The organism is Corynebacterium sp. USCH3 (genome assembly GCF_037619475.1).
GTDB lineage: Bacteria > Actinomycetota > Actinomycetes > Mycobacteriales > Mycobacteriaceae > Corynebacterium.
In genome coordinates this window covers 56,629-77,045 of sequence record NZ_JAQPZT010000008.1, presented here as the reverse complement: position 1 = coordinate 77,045, position 20,417 = coordinate 56,629, and the positions used below count along the sequence as shown (strand labels likewise).

At 67.7% G+C, this 20,417-nt stretch carries 16 protein-coding genes; 6 read left to right on the top strand and 10 right to left on the bottom strand.

Annotation, left to right across the window (positions count from 1 at the left end; genetic code table 11):
• Positions 1–3: 3 nt before the first annotated feature.
• Positions 4–693, bottom strand: coding sequence for a cell division ATP-binding protein FtsE (gene ftsE, locus PQI66_RS15205; RefSeq protein ID WP_339999372.1), 690 nt, complete (start codon positions 691–693; stop codon positions 4–6).
• 113 nt (positions 694–806) lie between these two features.
• On the opposite strand from ftsE, the gene PQI66_RS15200 reads away from it, so the two are divergent.
• The 3 genes from PQI66_RS15200 (at position 807) to PQI66_RS15190 (ending at position 7,110) form a co-directional block, all read left to right on the top strand.
• The gene (locus PQI66_RS15200) at positions 807–2,429 is read left to right on the top strand and encodes an AbgT family transporter (protein ID WP_339999371.1); all 1,623 of its coding nucleotides are present in this window, start codon (positions 807–809) and stop codon (positions 2,427–2,429) included.
• 488 nt (positions 2,430–2,917) lie between these two features.
• Positions 2,918–6,355, top strand: coding sequence for a proline dehydrogenase family protein (locus PQI66_RS15195; RefSeq protein ID WP_445228045.1), 3,438 nt, complete (start codon positions 2,918–2,920; stop codon positions 6,353–6,355).
• 140 nt (positions 6,356–6,495) lie between these two features.
• A complete protein-coding gene (locus tag PQI66_RS15190) occupies positions 6,496–7,110 on the top strand; it encodes a class I SAM-dependent methyltransferase (protein ID WP_339999370.1) in 615 nt (204 codons plus the stop codon).
• Here PQI66_RS15190 and PQI66_RS15185 read toward each other — a convergent pair.
• From PQI66_RS15185 to prfB, 8 genes are all read right to left on the bottom strand, one after another.
• Positions 7,097–8,296: an RtcB family protein gene (locus tag PQI66_RS15185; protein ID WP_339999369.1), complete on the bottom strand. Its 1,200-nt coding sequence runs from the start codon at positions 8,294–8,296 to the stop codon at positions 7,097–7,099. The two genes, PQI66_RS15190 and PQI66_RS15185, sit on opposite strands and share 14 nt — an antisense overlap.
• 478 nt (positions 8,297–8,774) lie before the next feature.
• Entirely contained in the window at positions 8,775–9,056 is a 282-nt protein-coding gene (locus tag PQI66_RS15180) for a hypothetical protein (protein ID WP_075811713.1), read from the bottom strand.
• A 137-nt stretch (positions 9,057–9,193) separates the two neighbouring features.
• Positions 9,194–10,546: a galactokinase gene (gene galK, locus PQI66_RS15175; protein ID WP_339999368.1), complete on the bottom strand. Its 1,353-nt coding sequence runs from the start codon at positions 10,544–10,546 to the stop codon at positions 9,194–9,196.
• Positions 10,543–11,721 carry a galactose-1-phosphate uridylyltransferase gene (galT, locus tag PQI66_RS15170; protein ID WP_339999404.1) on the bottom strand — a complete coding sequence of 393 codons (1,179 nt, stop codon included), beginning with the start codon at positions 11,719–11,721 and terminating at the stop codon, positions 10,543–10,545. Before galT ends, galK begins: the two co-directional genes overlap by 4 nt.
• A 14-nt stretch (positions 11,722–11,735) precedes the next feature.
• Positions 11,736–12,059: a hypothetical protein gene (locus PQI66_RS15165; RefSeq protein WP_339999367.1), complete on the bottom strand. Its 324-nt coding sequence runs from the start codon at positions 12,057–12,059 to the stop codon at positions 11,736–11,738.
• Between the two features lie 26 nt (positions 12,060–12,085).
• Positions 12,086–13,738 (bottom strand): sodium:solute symporter family protein, encoded by a 1,653-nt coding sequence (locus tag PQI66_RS15160; RefSeq protein WP_339999366.1) that lies wholly within the window; start codon positions 13,736–13,738, stop codon positions 12,086–12,088.
• Between the two features lie 23 nt (positions 13,739–13,761).
• Positions 13,762–14,676 (bottom strand): aldose epimerase family protein, encoded by a 915-nt coding sequence (locus PQI66_RS15155; protein ID WP_339999365.1) that lies wholly within the window; start codon positions 14,674–14,676, stop codon positions 13,762–13,764.
• Positions 14,677–14,827: 151 nt separating this feature from the next.
• Positions 14,828–15,952 carry a peptide chain release factor 2 gene (gene prfB / locus PQI66_RS15150; protein ID WP_339999364.1) on the bottom strand — a complete coding sequence of 375 codons (1,125 nt, stop codon included), beginning with the start codon at positions 15,950–15,952 and terminating at the stop codon, positions 14,828–14,830.
• Between the two features lie 62 nt (positions 15,953–16,014).
• On the opposite strand from prfB, the gene PQI66_RS15145 reads away from it, so the two are divergent.
• The 3 genes from PQI66_RS15145 (at position 16,015) to pgi (ending at position 19,458) form a co-directional block, all read left to right on the top strand.
• On the top strand, positions 16,015–16,860 hold the full coding sequence (locus tag PQI66_RS15145; RefSeq protein WP_339999363.1) for an inositol monophosphatase family protein: 846 nt from the start codon (positions 16,015–16,017) through the stop codon (positions 16,858–16,860).
• Complete coding sequence (locus PQI66_RS15140; RefSeq protein WP_339999362.1) at positions 16,857–17,678, top strand: inositol monophosphatase family protein; 822 nt, start codon at positions 16,857–16,859, stop codon at positions 17,676–17,678. The genes PQI66_RS15145 and PQI66_RS15140 overlap by 4 nt, the downstream gene beginning before the upstream one ends.
• A gap of 76 nt (positions 17,679–17,754) precedes the next feature.
• Positions 17,755–19,458 (top strand): glucose-6-phosphate isomerase, encoded by a 1,704-nt coding sequence (pgi, locus tag PQI66_RS15135; protein ID WP_339999361.1) that lies wholly within the window; start codon positions 17,755–17,757, stop codon positions 19,456–19,458.
• Between the two features lie 88 nt (positions 19,459–19,546).
• Here the strand turns inward: pgi and PQI66_RS15130 are convergent, their stop codons facing one another.
• Entirely contained in the window at positions 19,547–20,392 is an 846-nt protein-coding gene (locus tag PQI66_RS15130; protein ID WP_339999360.1) for a DNA-formamidopyrimidine glycosylase family protein, read from the bottom strand.
• Positions 20,393–20,417 lie beyond the last annotated feature (25 nt).

Here is a 20,417-nt window from a genome sequence, read left to right as displayed (position 1 = left end):
TCCCTAGCGTCCGACGGCGTAGATGCCGTGGGCGTCGTCGCGGACGAGCTTCCCGTTGGACAGTTCCAGGACACGGCGACGCATGGAGTCGACGGCGACGTCGTCGTGGGTGCTCATCACGACCGTGGTGCCGCCGCGGTTGATGCGGTTGAGCAGGGCCATGATCTCGGCGGAGGTGTCCGGGTCGAGGTTGCCTGTGGGCTCGTCGGCGAGCAGGACGAGTGGACGGTTGACCGTGGCGCGCGCGATCGCGACGCGCTGCTGCTCACCGCCGGAGAGCTCGTCGGGCATCCGCTGGCCTTTGCCCGCGAGACCGACCATGTCCAGCACCTCGGGGACCGACTTCCCGATCGCGTCGCGACGCCGTCCGGTGACCTCGAGGGCGAAGGCGACGTTGTCGTAGACGTTCTTGTTCGGCAGCAGCCGGAAATCCTGGAAGACGTAGCCGATCTTCTGCCGCAGCTGCGGGGTCTTGCGCTTGGGCAGGGTGTTGACGTGGAAGTCGGCGACATGGAGGTCTCCGGTGTCGACCTCCTCCTCGCGGATCATGAGCTGCAGGAAAGTGGACTTGCCCGAGCCGCTGGGCCCGATGAGGAAGACGAACTCGCCCTTCTCGATCTCGACCGAGATGTCCTGCAATGCAGGCCGGGTGGACGTCCGGTATGTCTTGCTGACCTTGTCGAATGTGATCACGTCGCCACCGTACCCGACCCCGTGGGACAAAAGAAACAGATGTGACTGCTGTGACAGGTCTATTTCTGTGCATTTCCTGCACGTCGCCTGCCGCGTTGGTAGTCTGCTCCCCCATGACGCCACAGGAGACCCCGACCTCGTCGGAGACAGAACAGACGTCGGACACACCGGGGACACCCGGCCGGAAGTCCAGGCCCCACGGCTTCCTCGGATGGGTGGAATGGCTGGGCAACAAGCTGCCCAACCCGTTCTGGCTCTTCGTCATCCTCGGCGGCCTCGTCCTCGTCATCAGTTGGCTGGGGTCACTGGCCGGGTGGTCCGCCTCCGACCCGCAGTCCGGGGACCCGGTCGAGGTGACGAACCTGCTCACCACCGACGGTCTGCACCAGATCGTCACCGGCGTGGTCACCAACTACACCGACTTCCCGCCACTCGGTGTGATCATCACGGTGATGCTCGGTGTCGCCGTCGCCGAGCATGCGGGACTCATCAGCGCACTCGTCCGCGCGATGGTGGCGAAGACCGGGCCGAGGACCCTCACCTTCGCCGTCGCCATCGCCGGTGTCACCGGGTCGGTGGCGTCGGACGCGGTCTACGTCATCGTCATCCCCCTCGGTGCCATGGCCTTCCACGCCATCGGACGCTCGCCCATCGTCGGCGCGATGGTCGCCTTCGTCGCCTCCTCCGGCGGCTTCAACTCGTCCCTGGTGCTGAACATCACCGATGTTCTGCTGTCGGGTCTGTCGACCTCCGCTGCGCAGATCGTCGACCCGGACTACGTGGTCAACCCGCTGTCGAACTACTTCTTCGTCATGGCCTCCGCCATCGTCCTGTCGGTGATCATCACCCTGGTCACCGAACTGTTCATGAACAGGCGGATCCACCAGCTGGTCGACCACGACCACGTCAACTACGAGGAGGTCGCCTTCACCGACGAGGACGGCAACGAGGTCTCGGACCTGACCCTCAAGGACAAGGAGGTCCGGGGGCTGAAGGTCGCCGGCCTGGTCAGCCTGGTCGGGCTGGCCGTCTACTTCGTGCTGCTCTTCGTGTCCGGCTCCCCGCTGCAGGGCGAGGGCGGTTCGGTGATGGACAGCCCGCTGATCACCGACATCGCCGTGCCCATCGCGCTCGGGTTCTTCCTGCTGGGCACCGTCTACGGTGTCGTCGTCGGTTCGGTGACCGCACCTGCGGACATCCCGGAGTTCATGGTCCGGGGGCTGAAGACCCTGCTGCCGATGATGGTCCTGTTCTTCGCCGTCTCCCAGTTCCTCGCCTGGTTCGAGTGGTCCAACCTGGGCAACTTCCTGTCCATCAAGGGCAGCGAACTGCTGCAGACCTGGGACCTGCCCCCGGTGGTGCTGTTCATCGGCTTCATCGTCATGGTGTGCCTGCTCAACCTCATGATCACCTCCGGGTCCGCACAGTGGGCCCTGATGGCACCCGTGGTCGTGCCGATGATGATGTACGTGGGCATCTCCCCGGAGGTCACCCAGATGCTCTACCGCATCGGTGACTCGACGACGAACATCATCACGCCGATGAGCCCGTACTTCGCCCTGGCCCTCTCCTTCCTCACCCGCTACTACAAGAAGGCGGGTCTGGGAACGCTGTTGTCGATGTCCATCCCCTACTCGATGGCGATGCTCGTCGGCTGGTTCCTCTTCTTCCTCGCCTGGTGGGCGCTCGGCATCCCCCTCGGCCCCGGCGCGCCGATGGAGTATCCGGCGAACTAGGACCGGGAGGTCATCCCCACCTCCACGGGTGGGGTCCGGTCACACCCGCTGGCATGCGGCCATAAGCGAAACTGAGAGGTCGGGCGTAGGCTCGAACCCCGCATCCCCGCGCGCCCACTCTCCTCTGCCCCGGCGCGCTGCAGACATGACCGACGCCGCCGTCCGTCACATCTCGGACGCCGGACGTAGATGACGAGAGAGGAGCACAGTGCCGCATCGCCCGCCGTCGTCCGACCGTGTCGGACTGACCCGACTCCGACCTGTCGGCGACCGCCCTCCTGCCGCTGAGTGAGCGCCCCCACCTCACCACCGCAGCCGAAATCGACCGGCCACCGTCCCGTGGCCGCACAGGAGAACCAGACGTGTCCCCGAGCACCTCATCGACCACCTCACCGTCCGGCCCGACTGCCGGCGGCAACGGCAGCAACACCAAAAGCAGCAGCACCGACGATGACGCCGCCACCACCCGTCCGCAGAAGGCCGACGACGTGGAGGCCGTGGTCAGGCGGTCGCTGAACCTCGCCGACAAGTGGCTGCAGGTCACGGAGACCAGCAAGTCCACCAAACAACTCGCGGACATGGTCCACGAACCCAGCGGCGTGGAGTTCACCTTCAGCTTCGTCGACCGCGTCGCACGTCCGGAAGACAACAAGGTCGCCGCCGAGGAGTTCGCCAAGATCGCGCACCCGGTCAAACGGCAGGCGCCGGTGCCGGGCTTCCTCGGTGTCGTCGACCAGATCCTCATGACCGCAGGCTCGATCGCCGCACCGTTGCTGCCGCAGATCGTGATGCCCATCGCCCGGGCCTACCTGCGGTCCGTCGTCGGACACCTCGTCCTCGACGCCGAGGGGTCCACCATGGACAAGATGCTGGACGACGCCCGCCAGTCCGGCTTCCGGCTCAACATCAACCTCCTGGGCGAGGCGGTCCTCGGCGAGGACGAGGCGGTGCGCCGCCGTGACGACCTCATCGACCTGGTGCGTAACCCCAAGGTCGACTACATCAGCGTCAAACCGTCCGCCGTGGTCTCCCAGCTGAACCACTGGGACCTCGACGGATCCACCGAACGGCTCAAGGAGCGGCTCCGCCCGCTCTACCGTGAGGCGGTGAAGCGCTCCCCGCACCCGTTCATCAACATGGACATGGAGGAGTACAAGGACCTCGACCTCACCCTGCGGATCTTCACCGAACTGCTCGGCGAGGACGAGTTCCTCGACCTCGAGGCGGGGATCGTCCTGCAGGCGTACCTCCCGGACTCCTTCGACGCCCTGCGTCAGATCACCGAGTTCGCCCAGAAGCGCCGGGAGCGCGGCGGCGCGAAGGTCAAGGTCCGCATCGTCAAGGGCGCGAACCTGTCCATGGAGCGGGTGGACGCCGAGACCCACGACTGGCCCCAGGCGCCGTACCTGACGAAGTCCGAGGTCGACGCGAACTACCTCCGACTGCTCGACTGGGTGCTGCACCCGGAGTACGCCGACGCCATCCGCATCGGCGTGGCCACCCACAACGTCTTCCACATGGCGCTGGCCCACGAACTTTCCGTGGAGCGTGGCGTCGAGGACCAGATCGACGCCGAGATGCTGCAGGGCATGGCCCCCGCCCAGGCCGACGCCGTCCGGCAGGTCGTCGGCGAGGTGATCCTCTACACCCCGGTGGTCAAGAAAGAGAACTTCGACGTCGCGGTGAGCTACCTCGTCCGTCGTCTCGAGGAGAACGGCGCCAAGCAGAACTTCCTCTACGCCATGTTCACCCCCGAGGACGACGACGAGACCGGAATGTCCCCGATGGAGGGGCAGCGCGAGCGCTACCTCGCCGCCGTCCGCGACCGGTGGTCCACCGTCGCCGGTCCCCGCCGGACGCAGGACCGCACCGAGGAGGCCCGGCAGAAGCTCGGTACCCGCTCCGCCGGCGTCCCCGGCAACTTCGTCAACGAACCGGACACCGACTCCGATCTGCCGGCCAACCGCGAGTGGGCGGCCCGCATCGTCGACCCCTCGTCCGACCCCGGCCCCGCCGTCAGCGACGAGGTCACCGACCCCGCCACCGTCGACACGGCCGTCGAACGTGCGCTCGGCGCGCACGAGGAGTGGGCCTCGAAGTCCGGCGCGGAGCGCGCCGAGGTACTCGACCGCGCCGCCGACGCCTTGGCGAACAACCGGCACCGGCTCATCGCCGCCGCCGTCCACGAAGCCGGAAAGACGGTGGCCGAGACCGATCCCGAGGTCTCCGAGGCCATCGACTTCTGCCGGTTCTACGCGGAGTCCGCACGCAAGATCGACCGCCACCGCGGCTCCACCTTCACCCCCTACCGGACCGTCGCCGTCGTCCCGCCGTGGAACTTCCCCATCGCCATCCCCGTCGGCGGCTGCATGGCCGCGCTCGCCGCCGGCGCCTGCGTGGTCATCAAGCCCGCCCCGCAGACACTGCGCATCGCCGAGATCTTCGTCGAGGCCGTGCGTGACGCCGGTATCACCGAGGACATGCTGCAGCTCGTCAACGCCGACGAGGGCGAGGCGGGCAAGCGCCTGGTCTCCCACCCGGACATCGACTCGGTGATCTTCACCGGCGGCTCCGAGACCGCCCGGATGTTCCGCTCCTGGGACCCGAGGATGGTCATCAACGCCGAGACCTCCGGGAAGAACGCCATCATCGTCACCCCGGCGGCGGACCCCGACCTGGCGGTCTCCGACATCCTCGCCTCCGCCTACGGTCACGCCGGGCAGAAGTGCTCCGCGGCATCGCTGATCATCACCGTGGGGTCGATGGGCAAGTCCAAGCGCTTCATGGGGCAGCTCGTCGACGCCGTGAAGTCGCTCAACGTCGGCCCGGGCCACGACATCGCCACCGACATGAACGGCATCATCGAACCCGCCGGTGACAAACTCCTGCGCGGTCTGACCACGCTGGACAAGGGTGAGAAGTGGCTGGTGAAGCCCGAACCGCTCAACGGCACCGCCGAGGACGCCACCCTGTGGAGTCCCGGACTGCGCGACAACGTCCGCCCCGGCGCCTGGTTCCACACCCACGAGTGCTTCGGGCCCGTCGCCGGCGTCATGCACGCCGACACCCTGGAAGAGGCCATCGACTGGCAGAACTCCACCGGCTACGGCCTGACCGCCGGCCTGCACACCATCGACCGGGACGAGACCGCCTTCTGGCGCGACCGCGTCGAGGCCGGCAACGTCTACGTCGAACGCGGCATCACCGGTGCCATCGTGCAGCGCCAACCCTTCGGCGGCTGGAAGGGGTCCTCGATCGGCAACGGTGCCAAGGCCGGCGGACCCAACTACGTGGCCCAGCAGGGTCACTGGTCCGAAGGTGACATCAGCGAGCTGCACAGCGGCAGCGTCTCCACGGCGATCACCCAGATGCTGCGTGAGTTCCACGGCATGGCCCACCCCGTGCTCTCGGAGGACGACCACCGGTGGCTGCGCCGTGCCGCGGAGTCGGACGCGCAGGCATGGACCTCGGAGTTCGGTATCGAGCACGACCGGACCGCCCTGGTGGTGGAGTCCAACGTGTTCCGCTACCGTCCGCTGCTGGAACCGCTGCGGGTGCGCATCGGCAAGAACGCGAACCTGCGCGACCTGCTGCGCCTCTACCTCGGGGCGTCGGTGACGGGCACGGAGCTCAAGGTGTCCGCCACCCCGGGGGTGGCCTCCGAGATGGGCGAGCTCGCCAACCGGCTGCGCATGGTCTCCGACGGGGAGTTCGCCGCGGAGATCGGCGTTCAGCCGAGCGTGCGGATCCGCACGCTCGGCGAGGTCGACGAGGAGCTCTACGAGGCAGCGGCACGTTCCGGCTCGGTCGTGCTCGACCAGCCGGTCCTCCCTGACGGTCGCCGCGAACTGCTGCCGATGCTGTTGGAGCAGGCGGTGACCACCACCGAGCACCGCTTCGGTTACATCCACGGCACCACGCCGTAGGTAGTTGCGGGGCGCGACGGCGTCTTGTCCCCACCCGCCCCGGTTCAGGTTTGGGTGACAGGATCTGACGTCCGCGGTCGGCAGATCCTGAGAACGGTAACGCAAACCCGGGTTCACCCACTCCGACTACCCTCGTCGTCATGTCCACACCAGCAACCGCAGCCTACGGCGCCCGTGCCCAGGAGTACACCGAGGTTGTGGGGCACATCGACCACGTCGAGGACACGGATCTCCAACTGGTCGGTGACTGGGCACGGAGTGTCGACGGCCCCATGCTCGACGTCGGGTGCGGCCCCGGCCAATGGACACACTGGCTGACCACGCAAGGCGTCGACATCACCGGTGTGGACCCCGTTCCTGAGTTCATCGATCTGGCTCGGCAGACGTATCCGGAGGTTCCCTACCGCGTCGGACGTGCCGAAAACCTCGGTGTCCCCTCCTCGTCCCTCGGCGGGGTCCTGGCCTGGTACTCCCTCATCCACTCCACCGCAGTCGAGGTTGCTACGGCTCTCGGAGAATTCGCCCGGTGCGTCCGGCCCGGGGGCGGTCTGCTCCTCGGCTTCTTCACCGCCACAGAACATGGGCCGTTCGACCATGCCGTCACCACGGCGTACCACTGGCCGCTCGACGTCCTCGTCCCACTCGTCGAAGACACCGGGTGCGCGGTCACCCACACGGCGACACGGCCAGGGCGACCCGGGCGTACTCACGGGGAGATCATCGCGGTCAGGAGCAGCGCCGCTACGTCCCCTTGACGTTCATGACCTGGCGCAGCTTGTGCAGCACCTGCACCAGCGGCTCGGCGTCCGCCATGACCACGTCGATGTCCTTGTACGCGTCGGGGATCTCGTCGACGAAGGCGTCACCGGGCCGGTAGACGATACCGTCCATCCGGGCATCGAGATCCTCCGCACTGAAGCGCTTACGTGCCTGGTTCCGCGAGAACCTCCGCCCCGCACCGTGGGGTGCCGAGCGCAGACCCGGCGCGAAGCCACGTCCCTCGACCACGTAGGACGCCGTCCCCATCGACCCGGCGATCAGCGCTTTCACTCCTTCGTCGGCGCGGACCGCGCCCTTACGGGTCAACCACACCGTCCGTCCGTAGTGCTGCTCCTTGACGGTGTAGTTGTGGTGGCAGTTGATCCGCTCGGTCTCGTCGACCGGCTGACCGACCCACTCACCGAGCAGGGTGGAGAACCGGTCCATCATCTCCTCGCGGTTCAACCAGGCGAAGCGCTGTGCCCAGGCGAGGTCCCGCAGATAGGAGTCGAACTCCGGGGTACCCTCCGGCAGGTAGGCGAGGTCCTGGTCGGGCAACTGCACCCAGAACTTCCGCATCAGCCGCTGCGCGGTCTTGATGTGCTTCTGGGCGATCTTGTTGCCGACGCCGCGGGAACCGGAGTGCAGGAACATCCAGACCCGGTCCTCCTCGTCGAGGCAGAGCTCGATGAAGTGGTTGCCGCCGCCGAGGGAGCCCAGCTGCTGACGCCACTTCTTCGAGTGGCCCAGGTCCACGCCGGTGTCCTCCGCCAGGGTGGCGAGCTCGCGGGTCCTGGCCTCGGCGGTCCCGCCGAGATCCCAGCCGTTGTAGTTGCCCGGGGACAGCGGGATGGTGCGCTCGATGGCGTCACGCAGGCCCGTGAGATCCCGTCCGGTGAGGTCAGCGGCAGTGAACGTGGTGCGCACTCCGATCATCCCGCAGCCGATGTCCACGCCGACCGCGGCGGGGATCACGGCCCGCTCGGTGCCGAAGACGGTACCGACGGAGGATCCCTTGCCGAAGTGGGCGTCGGGCATCAGGGCGACGTGCGGGAAGATGAAGGGCAGGCCGGCGATCTGCCGTGCCTGGTCAAGGGTGTTGTCGTCGACGTCGGAGGCGAAGCTGAGGAGCTTGTTCTCCTTCAGCGTCACTCCCGGTATGTCGACGGAGTCAGTGGACATGATGGTCGTCCTTTCTGGTGAAAGGGCGACGGCGGCAGGCGCACATCCGTGGCGGAGAAGTCGGGATCCGGGGCGACCCGACCGAAGGGTCGGCAGGGGTCACACGGGACATCCGTGGATTCTCGTCCGGACGCGGCACTGACGCCGCGCCCGGGGAATTGCGAGGTGGAGGTCAGTGACCGTTCAGGGAAACGGCGGGCAGCTCATGCAGCTCTAGCTGCGACTGTCGCAGCTGCTGCCACGACGAAAGCTGGTGCTTCCTAAACATGCCGTTCCCCCTTTCCGGATCTCTGACGCTTCTGACTTCTGGTGTCCACCCTGCGATGGTCTGTGTCCGGGGCATCGTGCCGTCCGGACCAGATGATGATGACACACTGCTTTCCTACCTGCAAGGGTTGGCCCCGCCTCCTTTGTGAAACCCCGGGGTTGCGTCGGTTTCGGACCGGTGAAACCACCGTAGCCCCGGGGTTCTGCGACATCACCGGATCTGCGCGATCCCTTCCGCCAGGCGCTGTGCATCGCGCTCGCTGATCGCGGGATACTCCCCGAATACCGGCTCCTCCCCCACCGACGGCGTCCCGGTGCTCCCCATCTCCACGAAAACCCTCAGCACGTCCTGCACCGTCGGGCGGTCATACTCCATGAGGCGGTCGACTTCCGGGGAATACTCGTCCGCCGGGGCCTTCAGAGGCTCTCCCCGGAGTTTCCAGGGATCCACCTCGGAGAACAGTTCAAGAAGATCGTCGCGCCGCTGGTTCATGGCCCGCAGACTACAACTCGCCCCGATGCTTGTCACGGGATGGCTGGGCGTTGTCGGTCTCACCCCACCGACACCGACAACGCCCCGGGCTACTGCAACGGACTGCTGCGACGGGCCCGTTAACGGGCCGACGAGCCTCATCCGATCCGGCGCGCCCCGGCGGACGGCTCGGCGGTGAAGAACGTCGGTGCCGGGAAGTCACGACGGGCGGCCTCCTCCGTGACACCGGTGGCGACCTGCGCCACGTCGTCATTCCCGACCAGCGCGATCACGCTGCCCCCGAATCCGCCACCGGTCACCCGTGCACCCCGTGCCCCGCAGGCCAGCGCGCTCTCCTGTGCACAATCCAACTCGGGCACCGTCACCTCGTACAGGTCACGGAGGCTTGCATGGCTGGCGTTCATGAGCTCCCCGAGCGAGGTGGTAGTGCCGTAGGCAGGGAACGCCCGACCGTCCCGCAGTGCCGGTACAGCACCGTCTTTGGTCCGTCGGATCTCATCGACGACGTGTCGGACGCGGCGCAGAGCGGTCCGGGTGACCTCGTCCTGTGTCACCTGGCCCGTCTCCTCACTACCGCCGAGCAGGTCACGGGCCTGCCGACTGGTCGACCAGGACGTCACGGCATCCTCCAGTGCAGCGGTATCGGGCGCCCCCGCCAGCGTCTCCCCGAGGGTCCGGACGCCGAGATACCCGGAGACGGCGTCGATCACGCCACGGCGTGACGCGTACTGTCCGTCGACGAGCCGGTGCTGCGCATTGGTGTTGATGATCAACAGCGACAGGCCGACTGCGGCGAGATCGCACGGGACCGCCTCCACCGTGTCACTGAGGAAGTCGACGGCCAAGGCCATGCCCGCAGTTCCGTAGAAGGCGCTGCGCTGGTCGAGTCCGCCGGTTGATGCGCCGACCACCTCGTTCTCCGCCCACATGCACGCCGCAACCAGCCGCGGAAGGTCCTCGGCACCGGGTGTCCGGCCGGTGGCGAGTTCGTAGGCAGCCAATGCGACAGAACATTCGAGCGCCGCAGAGCTGGACAGGCCTGCACCGACGGGGACATCGGATACCAGGGCAATATCCAGTCCGTCGCAGTGCGGGATCACCCCGTCCTGCAGGCCCGCCCACACGGCACCGGCCGCGTACCCCGCCCAGCCGTCGGGCTGCCCAGGGCCCACGTCGTCCAGGTTGATCTCCGCGTACTCGGCAGCGTCCGCCCCCGGCAGCACCGAGACCAGCCGCAGCAGACCGTCCGTCCGACGTCCCACGGCGGCAGCGGTGTTCTGCGGCAGCGCGAACGGCAGGGACATCCCGCCGGCGTAGTCGACGTGCTCGCCGATGAGGTTCACCCGCCCCGGCGCGGCCCACACGCCGTCGCAGCCCGCACTGACCCCGAAGTGGGCTGCGAAGAGTGCTCGGGCATCGGACGCGAGCCGGTCGTCGTCGCGGGTCGTCCACCAGTCAGGTGTCCCGTCAGGCGTCCCGTCAGATGTCACTGCCACTCCTTGTCGTCGGGCCATACCGCGCGCATCCTCTCCGCGACCGCCTCGGGTGTGGTGTCGCTGATCCAGGCCCCGAAGGCCGATTCCGAACCGGCGAGGAACTTCATCCGGTGCGGCGAGCGCATCAGGGAGAACAGCTGCAGGTGCAGACGCCCCTCCCCACGCAGTGACTCGTCGTCCCCGGTGAGCCGTGACTGCACCGGCACCTGGTTCCACGCGGCGATGTACGGGGTGCGCTCCACGCCCTCGAAGAACCGGTCGACGGCCGTGTACAGCGGCTTCAGCACACGTGCCAGTGCCGCGCGTTCGTCCCGGGTGAGGCCGGTGAAGTCGGCGACGGGACGGTTCGGCACCACCATGATCTCGACAGGCCACTTCGCCGCGGCGGGGACGAGGACGGTGAACTCGGCGGTGCTGAGGATGATTCTCGTGCCGGCACGATGTTCGGCGGCGAGCATGTCGTCGAAGAGGTCACGCCCGGTGGCGCCGCGGTGCTCGCGGGCGTTCTCCAGGATCTGGCGGGAGCGCGGCGGCAGGAAGGGGTAGCTGTAGATCTGCCCGTGCGGGTGCTGGAGCGTCACCCCGATCTCTTCGCCGCGGTTCTCGAACGGGGCGACCTGCACCACGCTGTCGATCCGCGACAGGGCCGCGGTGCGGTGCGTCCAGGCTTCGACGACGGTACGGATCCGGGGCAGCGACAGGTCGCGGAAGGACTTCGTGGCGTCCGGGGTGAAACAGATGACCTCGCAGGCGGCCTCCGCGGGTCGCCGCGGGTACAGGTCCTCCCCGTCGACGCTCCACGCGTAGTCGGCCGGGTCGTCCGGCATGGCGATGGACGTCGAGAAGGACGGGAACCGGTTGCCGAAGACGACGACGTCGTAGTCGTCGGCGGGCACCTCCGTCGGCAGGTTGCCCGGCGTGGTGGGGGCCAGCGGGTTCTCGTTCGCCGGTGGCATGAACGTGCGGTTGTTGCGGTGCGCGGCGTAGGTCACCCACTGGCCGGTCAGCGGGTCGCGTCGCATCTCGGATTCGGTCACGGTCGCCGGCAGGTCACGGGAGTCCCGGGAGTCGTGGAGTTCGCGGGTGACGCGTCCGGCGAGGACGTCCGGGTCGTCGTCGAAGTAGATCAGCTCGCGGCCGTCGGCCAGGCGGGTGGGGGTGATCTTCAGCGGGTGCTCCCCCATCAGTCGCCGGACCCCGGCAGTTTGTCCTCGTCGATGAGTGACTCGTCGACGACGACCGGGTTCAGCTTCGCCCAGAGGACCAGCACTCCGGCGACGACGAGCAGGGCGACACCGGTCCAGAGGTTGTCCACGGAGGACTTGGCCTCGCCGGTGTCGGGGTTGACCCCGGGGTCGAGGAACGCGGCGCAGAGCAGCAGGACGACCCCGTAGATGCCGAGCAGGGCCGCGGTCACGGTCCGTATGTCGAAGGCGCCGGCCCGGTGCTTCGTCGGAGCTGCAGGGTCGGTGGTCGGGACGCTCGCGGTGTGTGCAGTGTCAGACATTGTTTTCTCCTTTCAGGTCACCGGAATCAGTGGAAGACGATGTTGAGGATCACGGTGATGGCGAGGGCCAGCATGCCCAGCGGGACGGTACGGCGGTACCAGGGCAGCGTCTTCTCCTCCGGGTCCTCGAGCATCGCCTTCGGGGTCACGGACTTCACGAAACCGACGAGTTCCTTGTCCGGCTTCGGTGCGGTGAAGGATGTGACGATCACAGACACCACGATATCCACGACGAACGCCAGGCCGGCGGCGACGAACGCCGTGCCCTGGCCGGGCAGGTTCACCAGCGGGTCCTCGCCGAGGGAGAAGGCCCAGAAGATGATGGCGGCGGCGGTACCGGCGACCAGGCCCGACCAGCCGGCGTGCGGGGTCATCCGCTTCCAGAACATACCGAGCAGGAAGGTGGCGAACAGTGGCGCGTTGAAGAAGCCGAACAACGTCTGCAGGTAGTCCATGACGTTGCCGAAGTTGTTGGCGATCATCGCGGTGCCGACGGCGATCACGGTGGCGCCGACGGTGGCCCAGCGTCCGACCGTCAGGTAGTAGCCGTCCTTGCGGTCCTTGACCACGTAGGCCTGCCAGATGTCGTAGCTGAACACCGTGTTGAACGCGGAGATGTTCGCCGCCATACCGGCCATGAACGACGCCAGCAGGCCGGCGATCGCCACACCGAGCAGGCCGGTGGGCAGCAGGTCACGCATGAGGTAGAGGATCGCGTCGTTCGGGGCGGCGTCCCCGCCGTCACTGTAGGCGGCGACGACGACGGAGGCGATCATGCCCGGGACGATGACGATGAACGGGACGAACAGCTTCACGAAGGAGCCGATGATCGGCGTCTTACGCGCCGCGCTGATCGAGTCGGACGCCATCGCGCGCTGGACCTCGACGAAGTTGGTGGTCCAGTAGCCGAAGGACAGGACGAAGCCCAGGCCCAGCACGATACCGATCACGGAGAGCACCGGGCTGTTGAAACCGGAGAGTTCCTGCGCCGGCCACGCATGGTTCTGGAAGTCCTGGACCTGCTCCTTGAGTCCGCCCCAGCCACCGACGCGGTTCAGGCCGATGATGGTCAACGGGGCGAGGGCGGCGACGATGACGAAGAACTGCAGGACCTCGGTGTAGATCGAGGCCGACAGTCCACCCAGGGTGATGTAGGACAGCACGATCAGCGCGGCGACGACCAGTGTGACCCACAGCGGCCAGCCGAGCAGCGCGTTGACCACCTTGGCCAGCAGCACCAGGTTCACCCCGGCGATGAGCAGCTGGGCGACGGCGAAGGAGATCGCGTTGACCAGGTGCGCCCCGTTACCGAACCTGCGTCGCATGAACTCCGGCACCGAGCGGACCTTCGAGCCGTAGTAGAAGGGCATCATCACGATGCCGAGGAAGATCATCGCCGGCACGGCGCCGATCCAGAAGTAGTGCATGGTCTGCAGGCCGTATTCGACCCCGTTGGCGGACATGCCGATGATCTCGACGGCTCCGAGGTTCGCGGCGACGAAGGCCAGACCGGTGACCCAGGCTGGCAGACCACGTCCGGAGAGGAAGAAGTCGATGGAGCTGGAGACCCTGCGTTTCGCCGCCCAGCCGATGCCGAGGACGAAGATGAAGAACAGGGCGACCAGCGCGTAGTCCACCCAGCTCGCGTCGAGCCGGAGGACGTTCTGTGCGGTCTCCATGAGGGATGCGCTTTCTGTCGGGGTCAGGGGGCGAGGACGTCAAGACGCCAGGAACAGGTCAGGCTCTCCCCCGGCGGTAGACGTGCCAGGCCGGTGCCCGAGTTCAGGGCGTCCGGAGGGGCCGTCATCGGTTCCACGGCGACGGCACGACCTCCCGGACGTCCCGGATAGGGCATCCCGGTCCGGGCGTCCGGGGTGAAGACCTGGAACCAGCGCAGCTCCGGGGAGGTGCTGAGCGCGACACCGGCACCGTCGGGACGCGACAGGACGAACGTCGGGTCGTCGGTCCGCAGGCAGTGGTCGAGCACGCGCCCCGCGAGGGGGTTCTTCCGGTCGGGCAGTACTCCGACGTCCTCCTGCTCCTCCCCGCACGGCAGGCCACGCTCGTCGAGGGGCAGGTGCCGGTGGGTCGGCACCGTCAGCGAACAGGTGTCGGTCGACGCACCCAGGGCCGACGGGTAGAGGTGGAAACCGACGGCCGCCGGCATGTCCGTCGTGCCGTCGTTACGCAGGGCGAGATCCGCCCGCAGCCCGTCACGGGTGATGCAGTAGAGCACCGACACGTGGACAGGCCACGGCCATCCGGGCTGCGGCCCCGGCTCGACGACGAGACGGACGGAGTCCGTCTCCTGTGCCACCACCGTCCACTCCCGGTCAGCGACGAAGCCGTGCAGGGCGGTGGACTTCCCCGGTTCCGTGATCTCCAGGCGGTGATGCCGTCCGTCGAAGCTGTAGACCCCGTCCCTGGTCCGGTTCGGCCACGGGGCCAGGACGACATTCGCGGACAGTGGTGCGGTGGCCTGCTGTCCCGGAGCCCCGTAGCCCTCGAGCATCTCCAGCCCCCGCCACGTCAGCTGTGAGGGGCCGCCACCCCGGAGTGCCAGGGTCGCGGCACACTCCCCCGAGACGATCGTCACACTCGCCCGGGCAGCTGTCATTCAGCTCACACTAGTCCAGTTTGCTTAAGGAAGGAACCTTAGATTTTCACGGCCGCCCGGCACGGCAGAACCCCAGGATTGGGCCGGTCTGATCCCCTGGTGACCGGCACAACCCCGGGGTCCGACAGGAGTTCCCCGGGGAGCCTCCGACCTACTCCCCTGCGCCCTGCTGCTCCGCCATCCGCCAGCGGATCCCCGCCTCGAGCAGCCCGTCGATGCCACCGTCGAGGACCTTGGACGGGTCGTTGACCTCGAAGTTCGTCCGCAGGTCCTTGACCATCTGGTACGGGTGCAGCACGTAGGACCGCATCTGGTTGCCCCAGGAGTTCGAGCCGTCGCCGCGCAGGGCGTCCATCTCGGCGGCCTCCTCCTGGCGCTTACGCTCCAGCAGTTTCGCGGCGAGGACGCGCATCGCCGAGGCCTTGTTCTGGATCTGCGACTTCTCGTTCTGACAGGTCACCACGATGCCGGTCGGAATGTGGGTCAGCCGCACCGCCGAGTCGGTGGTGTTCACCGACTGGCCACCGGGACCGGACGACCGGTAGACGTCCACGCGCACATCATTGTCGTCGATGTCGACGTGGTCGGAGGTCTCCACCACCGGCAGGACCTCGACCTCGGCGAAGGAGGTCTGACGGCGACCCTGGTTGTCGAAGGGGCTGATCCGCACCAGACGGTGGGTTCCCTGCTCCACCGACAGGGTGCCGTACATGTAGTCGCCGTGGACGACGAAGGTCGCGGACTTGATGCCGGCCTCTTCGGCGTAGGAGATGTCGTAGACCTCGACCTTGTGCCCGCTCTTCTCCGCCCAGCGGGTGTACATGCGCATCAGCATCTCGGCCCAGTCGGCGGCGTCCACACCACCGGCCGCGGAGCGGATGTTCACCACGGCCTCGCGGGCGTCGTACTCGCCGGAGAGCATCGTGGTGACCTCGAGGGACTCGATCTCCTCACGCAGATCGGCCAGTTCCGTCTCGGCCAGCTCGGTGGCTTCGGCGGCGTCGTCACCCTCGGACTCATCGGCCATCTCGTACATGACGGGCAGGTCGTTGAGCCGGTCGCGCAGACCGCGCACCTTCTTCAGCCGCGCCTGGACGTGGCTGAGCTGGCTGGTGATCTGCTGGGCGTGGTCGGGGTCGTCCCACAACGACGGGTCGGCGGCCTGGTCTTCGAGTTCGCGCGCGCGTGACTCCAGCTCGTCAAGGTCGAGCACCTTTTCGATGGTGGTGAGGGTGGAGTCAAGGTCATCGATCGCGGAGATCACATCGGGCTGCATGGTCGTCCAGTCTACTCACCCCACGGGCGGCACCCGGGGCACACCCCGTGCACAATAGACGTATGAACTCCCCCCTCCCCGCGGACGCCCTGCAGGCCATCACGAAGACGTTCATCATCTCCCACGACCGGGACGACGACGGCACACTCGCCCAGGCACTGGTGTACAACGCCGGGCGGCTGGCGTGGCGCATGCGGGAGGCGGGCGTCACCACGGAGTTCAAGACGTCGGTGTCCGACGTGGTGACCGCCGCCGACCGCGCGGCCGAGGACTTCGTCGCCGAGGTCCTCCGCACGCTGCGTCCGCAGGACGGTCTGCTCGGGGAGGAGGGGTCCTCCGCCCCGTCGCAGTCGGGACGGACCTGGGTCATCGACCCGGTGGACGGCACGTACAACTTCACCACCGGCTCCGACTACTGGTGCTCGGCGCTCGCCCTGGTCGACGGCGACCCGGAGGATCCGGAGAGGCTGCACTTCGGCGCGGTGCACCGTCCGGCGATGGGCTACACCTGGTTCGGCGGGCCGGACCTGCCCACCACGCTGGACGGCACGCCGGTCGGCACACTCCCCGACCTGCCCCCGGAGGCGTCCTGCCTGTCCGGCTACCTGCACCCCACCGACATCGCGGCACCGGAGCTGAACCGGGTCTTCACCGACACGGTGAAGGACTTCGCGACGGTGCGCTTCAACGGGTCGGCGTCGGTCGACATGGCCGGGGTGGCGGCGGGCAACGCGAGCTGCTGGTTCCAGCACAGCGTCCTGCCGTGGGACCTGTTACCGGGTCGGGCGCTGATCGAGGGCGCGGGCGGGCGGTGTGAGCGGGTCGCCGCCGGCGGACGGGTGTGGTCGGTGGCAGGCTCCCCCTCCAGTGTCGGTCATGTGGTGGAGACCCTATCCTTGGAGGAATGAACGCACCGACGTCCGACCGCACCGAGTATTCCGACGACCTGACCCTGGCGCTGGCCCTCGCCGATGTCGCCGACGAGGTCACCATGGCCCGTTTCGGCGCCGGTGACCTGGAGGTCTCCACGAAGCCGGACCTGACACCGGTGTCCGACGCCGACACCGAGGTGGAACGTCAGCTGCGGGAGATCCTGTCCACACGTCGTGCGGACGACACGGTGCTGGGCGAGGAGTTCGGCGGTACGGCGTCCACGGGCCGGCAGTGGGTCATCGACCCCATCGACGGAACCAAGAACTTCGTGCGTGGGGTACCTGTGTGGGCCACGCTGATCTCCCTGGTCGTCGACGGGACGCCCGTCGTCGGGGTGGTGTCCGCCCCCGGCCTGGCGCGACGCTGGTGGGCCGCGGCGGACATGGGGGCGTGGGCGGTCTTCAACACCGGTGAGGCACGCAGGATCTCGGTGTCGAAGGTGTCCGACGTGGCCGACTGCTCGATCTCCCTGTCCTCGCTGGAGGGGTGGAAGACGGTCGGACGCCGCGATGAGCTCATCGCACTGACCGACTCCGCCTGGCGGCTGCGGGGCTTCGGCGACTTCTGGTCCTACTGCATGGTCGCCGAAGGCACGGTGGACGTCGCCGCGGAGCCCGAGGTCAACCTGTGGGACCTGGCGGCGCTGGACGTCCTCGTCCGGGAGGCCGGCGGGACGTTCACCGCACTCGACGGCACCGCGGGCCCGCACGGGGGATCGGCCGTCGCGTCGAACGGGCTGCTGCAGGACGCGGTGCTCTCGGCACTGGATGCGGGGTGGAAACCCGGCGCCTGATTTTCCGCTACCGTGGGCGGGGACAACGGATTCAGCCAACGACGACAGACACCGGATTCTCGAAAGGGCGACACCAGTGACATTCACCGTCCCGAACCCCACCCCTGTGACGAAGACGCCGGAGTGGCAGGCTCTTGTCGCCCATGCGACCCGGTTCAAGGGCACCACGCTGAAGGACCTCTTCCGCGATGACCCGGGCCGTGCCGGGGACATGACCTTCGACGTCGGCCCGCTGCACGTGGACCTGTCGAAGAACCTCGTCGACGAGAACACCGTGCGTCTGCTGTTGAACGTGGCGCGGGCGAAGGGCATCGAGGACTACCGTCAGGCCCTGTTCAACGGCGAGCACGTCAACACCACCGAGGACCGTCCGGCACTGCACACCGGGCTGCGGGTGCCGATCGACCAGGACCTGAGCGTCGACGGCCAGGACGTCGCCGAGGACGTGCACCACACCCTCGACCGGATGCGTGGGCTGGCCAAGGCGCTGCGCAGCGGCGACTGGCGGGGCGCGACGAACCACACCATCAAGAACGTCGTGAACATCGGCATCGGTGGTTCCGACCTGGGGCCGTCGATGGCGGCGCAGGCACTGCGCCCGTACTGCACCGCGGGGATCACCCCGTACTTCGTCTCGAACGTCGATCCGGCGGACCTCACGGCCACGCTGGACGGACTCGACCCGGCCTCCACCCTCTTCGTCGTCTCCTCGAAGACCTTCACCACCTCGGAGACCCTGGCCAACGCCCACAGTGCCAAGCGCTGGCTGATCGACGGCCTCCAACGCCTCGGTGTCGACAGCTCCGACGAGGCGGCGGTGAAGGACGCCGTCGCCAAACACTTCGTCGCCGTGTCGACGAACGCCGACGAGGTCGAGAAGTTCGGCATCGACACCCGGAACATGTTCGGGTTCTGGGACTGGGTCGGCGGTCGCTACTCCGTGGACTCGGCGATCGGGCTGTCGCTGATGGCGGCGATCGGTCCGCGGGACTTCATGGAGTTCGTCGCCGGTTTCCATGACGTGGACAACCACTTCTACTCCGAGCCGCTGGAGATGAACGCGCCGGTGCTCATGGGTGTGCTCGGGGTCTGGTACACCTCGGTGCTGAACTCCCAGTCGCATGTCGTCCTGCCGTACTCGCAGGACCTGGGCCGCTTCCCCGCCTACCTGCAGCAGCTGATGATGGAGTCCAACGGCAAGTCGGTCCGCATCGACGGAGAACTCACGACCGCCGAGACCGGCGAGGTCTACTGGGGCGAGGCCGGCACCAACGGCCAGCACGCGTTCATGCAGCTGATCCACCAGGGCACCCACCTGATCCCGGCGGACTTCATCGGCTTCGTCAACCCCCACACCGATCACCGGGGTTCCGACGGGGAGACCAGCATGCACGACATGCTGCTGTCGAACTTCCTGGCCCAGTCACGGGTGATGGCGTTCGGCCGCTCCGCCGAGGAACTGCGCGAGGCCGGCGTGGACGAGGAGCTCATCCCGCACAAGGTCATGCCGGGTAACCGTCCGTCCAGCACGATCATCGCCGACAAGCTGACCCCGCGCACACTGGGGTCGCTGATCGCCCTCTACGAGCACATCTGCTTCGTGCAGGGTGTGGTCTGGGGCATCAACAGCTTCGACCAGTGGGGCGTGGAGCTGGGCAAGAAGCAGGCCAACGAGCTGCTGCCCCTGCTGGGTAACACCACCGACACCGCGGACGTCGACACCGGCGACCCGTCGACCGATTCCCTGCTGCGCCACATCCTGCGCAACCGGAAGCGGTAGCGCGGCCGCTCCGCTGCCTGCAACATGTCCGCCCCAGGGTGGGCATGGCAGACCTACCCTGTCACCCGGCACCTGTCTTCCCGGCGGCTCAGCCTGCCTGGCACACCGGGCACCACCAGATGACCCGTTCGAGCTCCCCGTCGTCCCCACCGGCGTCGGTTCCCCCGAGGAATCCCTTGTGGATCGGGGACCCGCAGCGTCGGCAGGCCTTCGACGCCCGGCCGAAGACGTAGTTGCCCATACCCGGACGCCGGTCACCGGTGAACAGCCGCCGGGGCTCGAGACGGTTCTCCCACATCACCTTCCGGGAGAGGTCGAGCAGGTGGCCGGCCATCGTCTCCGCCTCCGGTCCCGTGCCGACAGGCCTCCGCGGGTCAACCCCGCCGAGGAAGCAGACCTCCGCCCGGTACTCGTTGCCGATACCCGCGACGTTGCGCTGGTCCAGCAGTGCCGCACCGATACTGCGCTCGGGGCGGGCGAGGATCCTGCCCAGTGCCTCATCGCGTCCGAACGCCGCGCTCTCCCAGTCTGCCGCCAGGATGTCCGGCCCGAGATGTGCGACGACCCCGTCGTAGTCGTCGCGGTCGAAGAGTCGGAGGAATCCGAGGCTGTGTCCCACGGTCTCGATCTCCGGACCGCCGGGGTGTTGCGGTGACAGCCGCAGGACGACCCGGGCGGTGTGTCCGGGGCGACGCCACCGCGACCCCGCGGCGTGGATGGACCAGACACCCTCCATCTTCAGGTGGGTGTGCAGGATGCGACCGTCGACGTCCATGAAGAGATGCTTGCCGTAGGGCCACACCCTGCCGACGACGCGGCCGGTGAGGTCCTCGGTGGCGAAGCGGGGCACGCGGATGTCTGAGCGGGTCACGGTCCTGCCGGTCATCCACTGCATGCGGTTGGAGAGCTGCAGCACGGAATCGCCCTCGGGCATCTGCCGCGCACACCTCCTTACGTCA

Bases quoted from the DNA above. Each gene is read 5' to 3' on its own strand.
- PQI66_RS15190 (WP_339999370.1), top strand. From the start codon at position 6,496: ATGTCCACACCAGCAACCGCAGCCTACGGCGCCCGTGCCCAGGAGTAC.
- PQI66_RS15165 (WP_339999367.1), bottom strand. From the start codon at position 12,059: ATGTCTGACACTGCACACACCGCGAGCGTCCCGACCACCGACCCTGCA.
- PQI66_RS15185 (WP_339999369.1), bottom strand. From the start codon at position 8,296: ATGTCCACTGACTCCGTCGACATACCGGGAGTGACGCTGAAGGAGAAC.
- PQI66_RS15145 (WP_339999363.1), top strand. From the start codon at position 16,015: ATGAACTCCCCCCTCCCCGCGGACGCCCTGCAGGCCATCACGAAGACG.
- prfB (WP_339999364.1), bottom strand. From the start codon at position 15,952: ATGCAGCCCGATGTGATCTCCGCGATCGATGACCTTGACTCCACCCTC.
- PQI66_RS15140 (WP_339999362.1), top strand. From the start codon at position 16,857: ATGAACGCACCGACGTCCGACCGCACCGAGTATTCCGACGACCTGACC.
- PQI66_RS15155 (WP_339999365.1), bottom strand. From the start codon at position 14,676: ATGACAGCTGCCCGGGCGAGTGTGACGATCGTCTCGGGGGAGTGTGCC.
- PQI66_RS15130 (WP_339999360.1), bottom strand. From the start codon at position 20,392: ATGCCCGAGGGCGATTCCGTGCTGCAGCTCTCCAACCGCATGCAGTGG.
- PQI66_RS15200 (WP_339999371.1), top strand. From the start codon at position 807: ATGACGCCACAGGAGACCCCGACCTCGTCGGAGACAGAACAGACGTCG.
- PQI66_RS15180 (WP_075811713.1), bottom strand. From the start codon at position 9,056: ATGAACCAGCGGCGCGACGATCTTCTTGAACTGTTCTCCGAGGTGGAT.
- PQI66_RS15160 (WP_339999366.1), bottom strand. From the start codon at position 13,738: ATGGAGACCGCACAGAACGTCCTCCGGCTCGACGCGAGCTGGGTGGAC.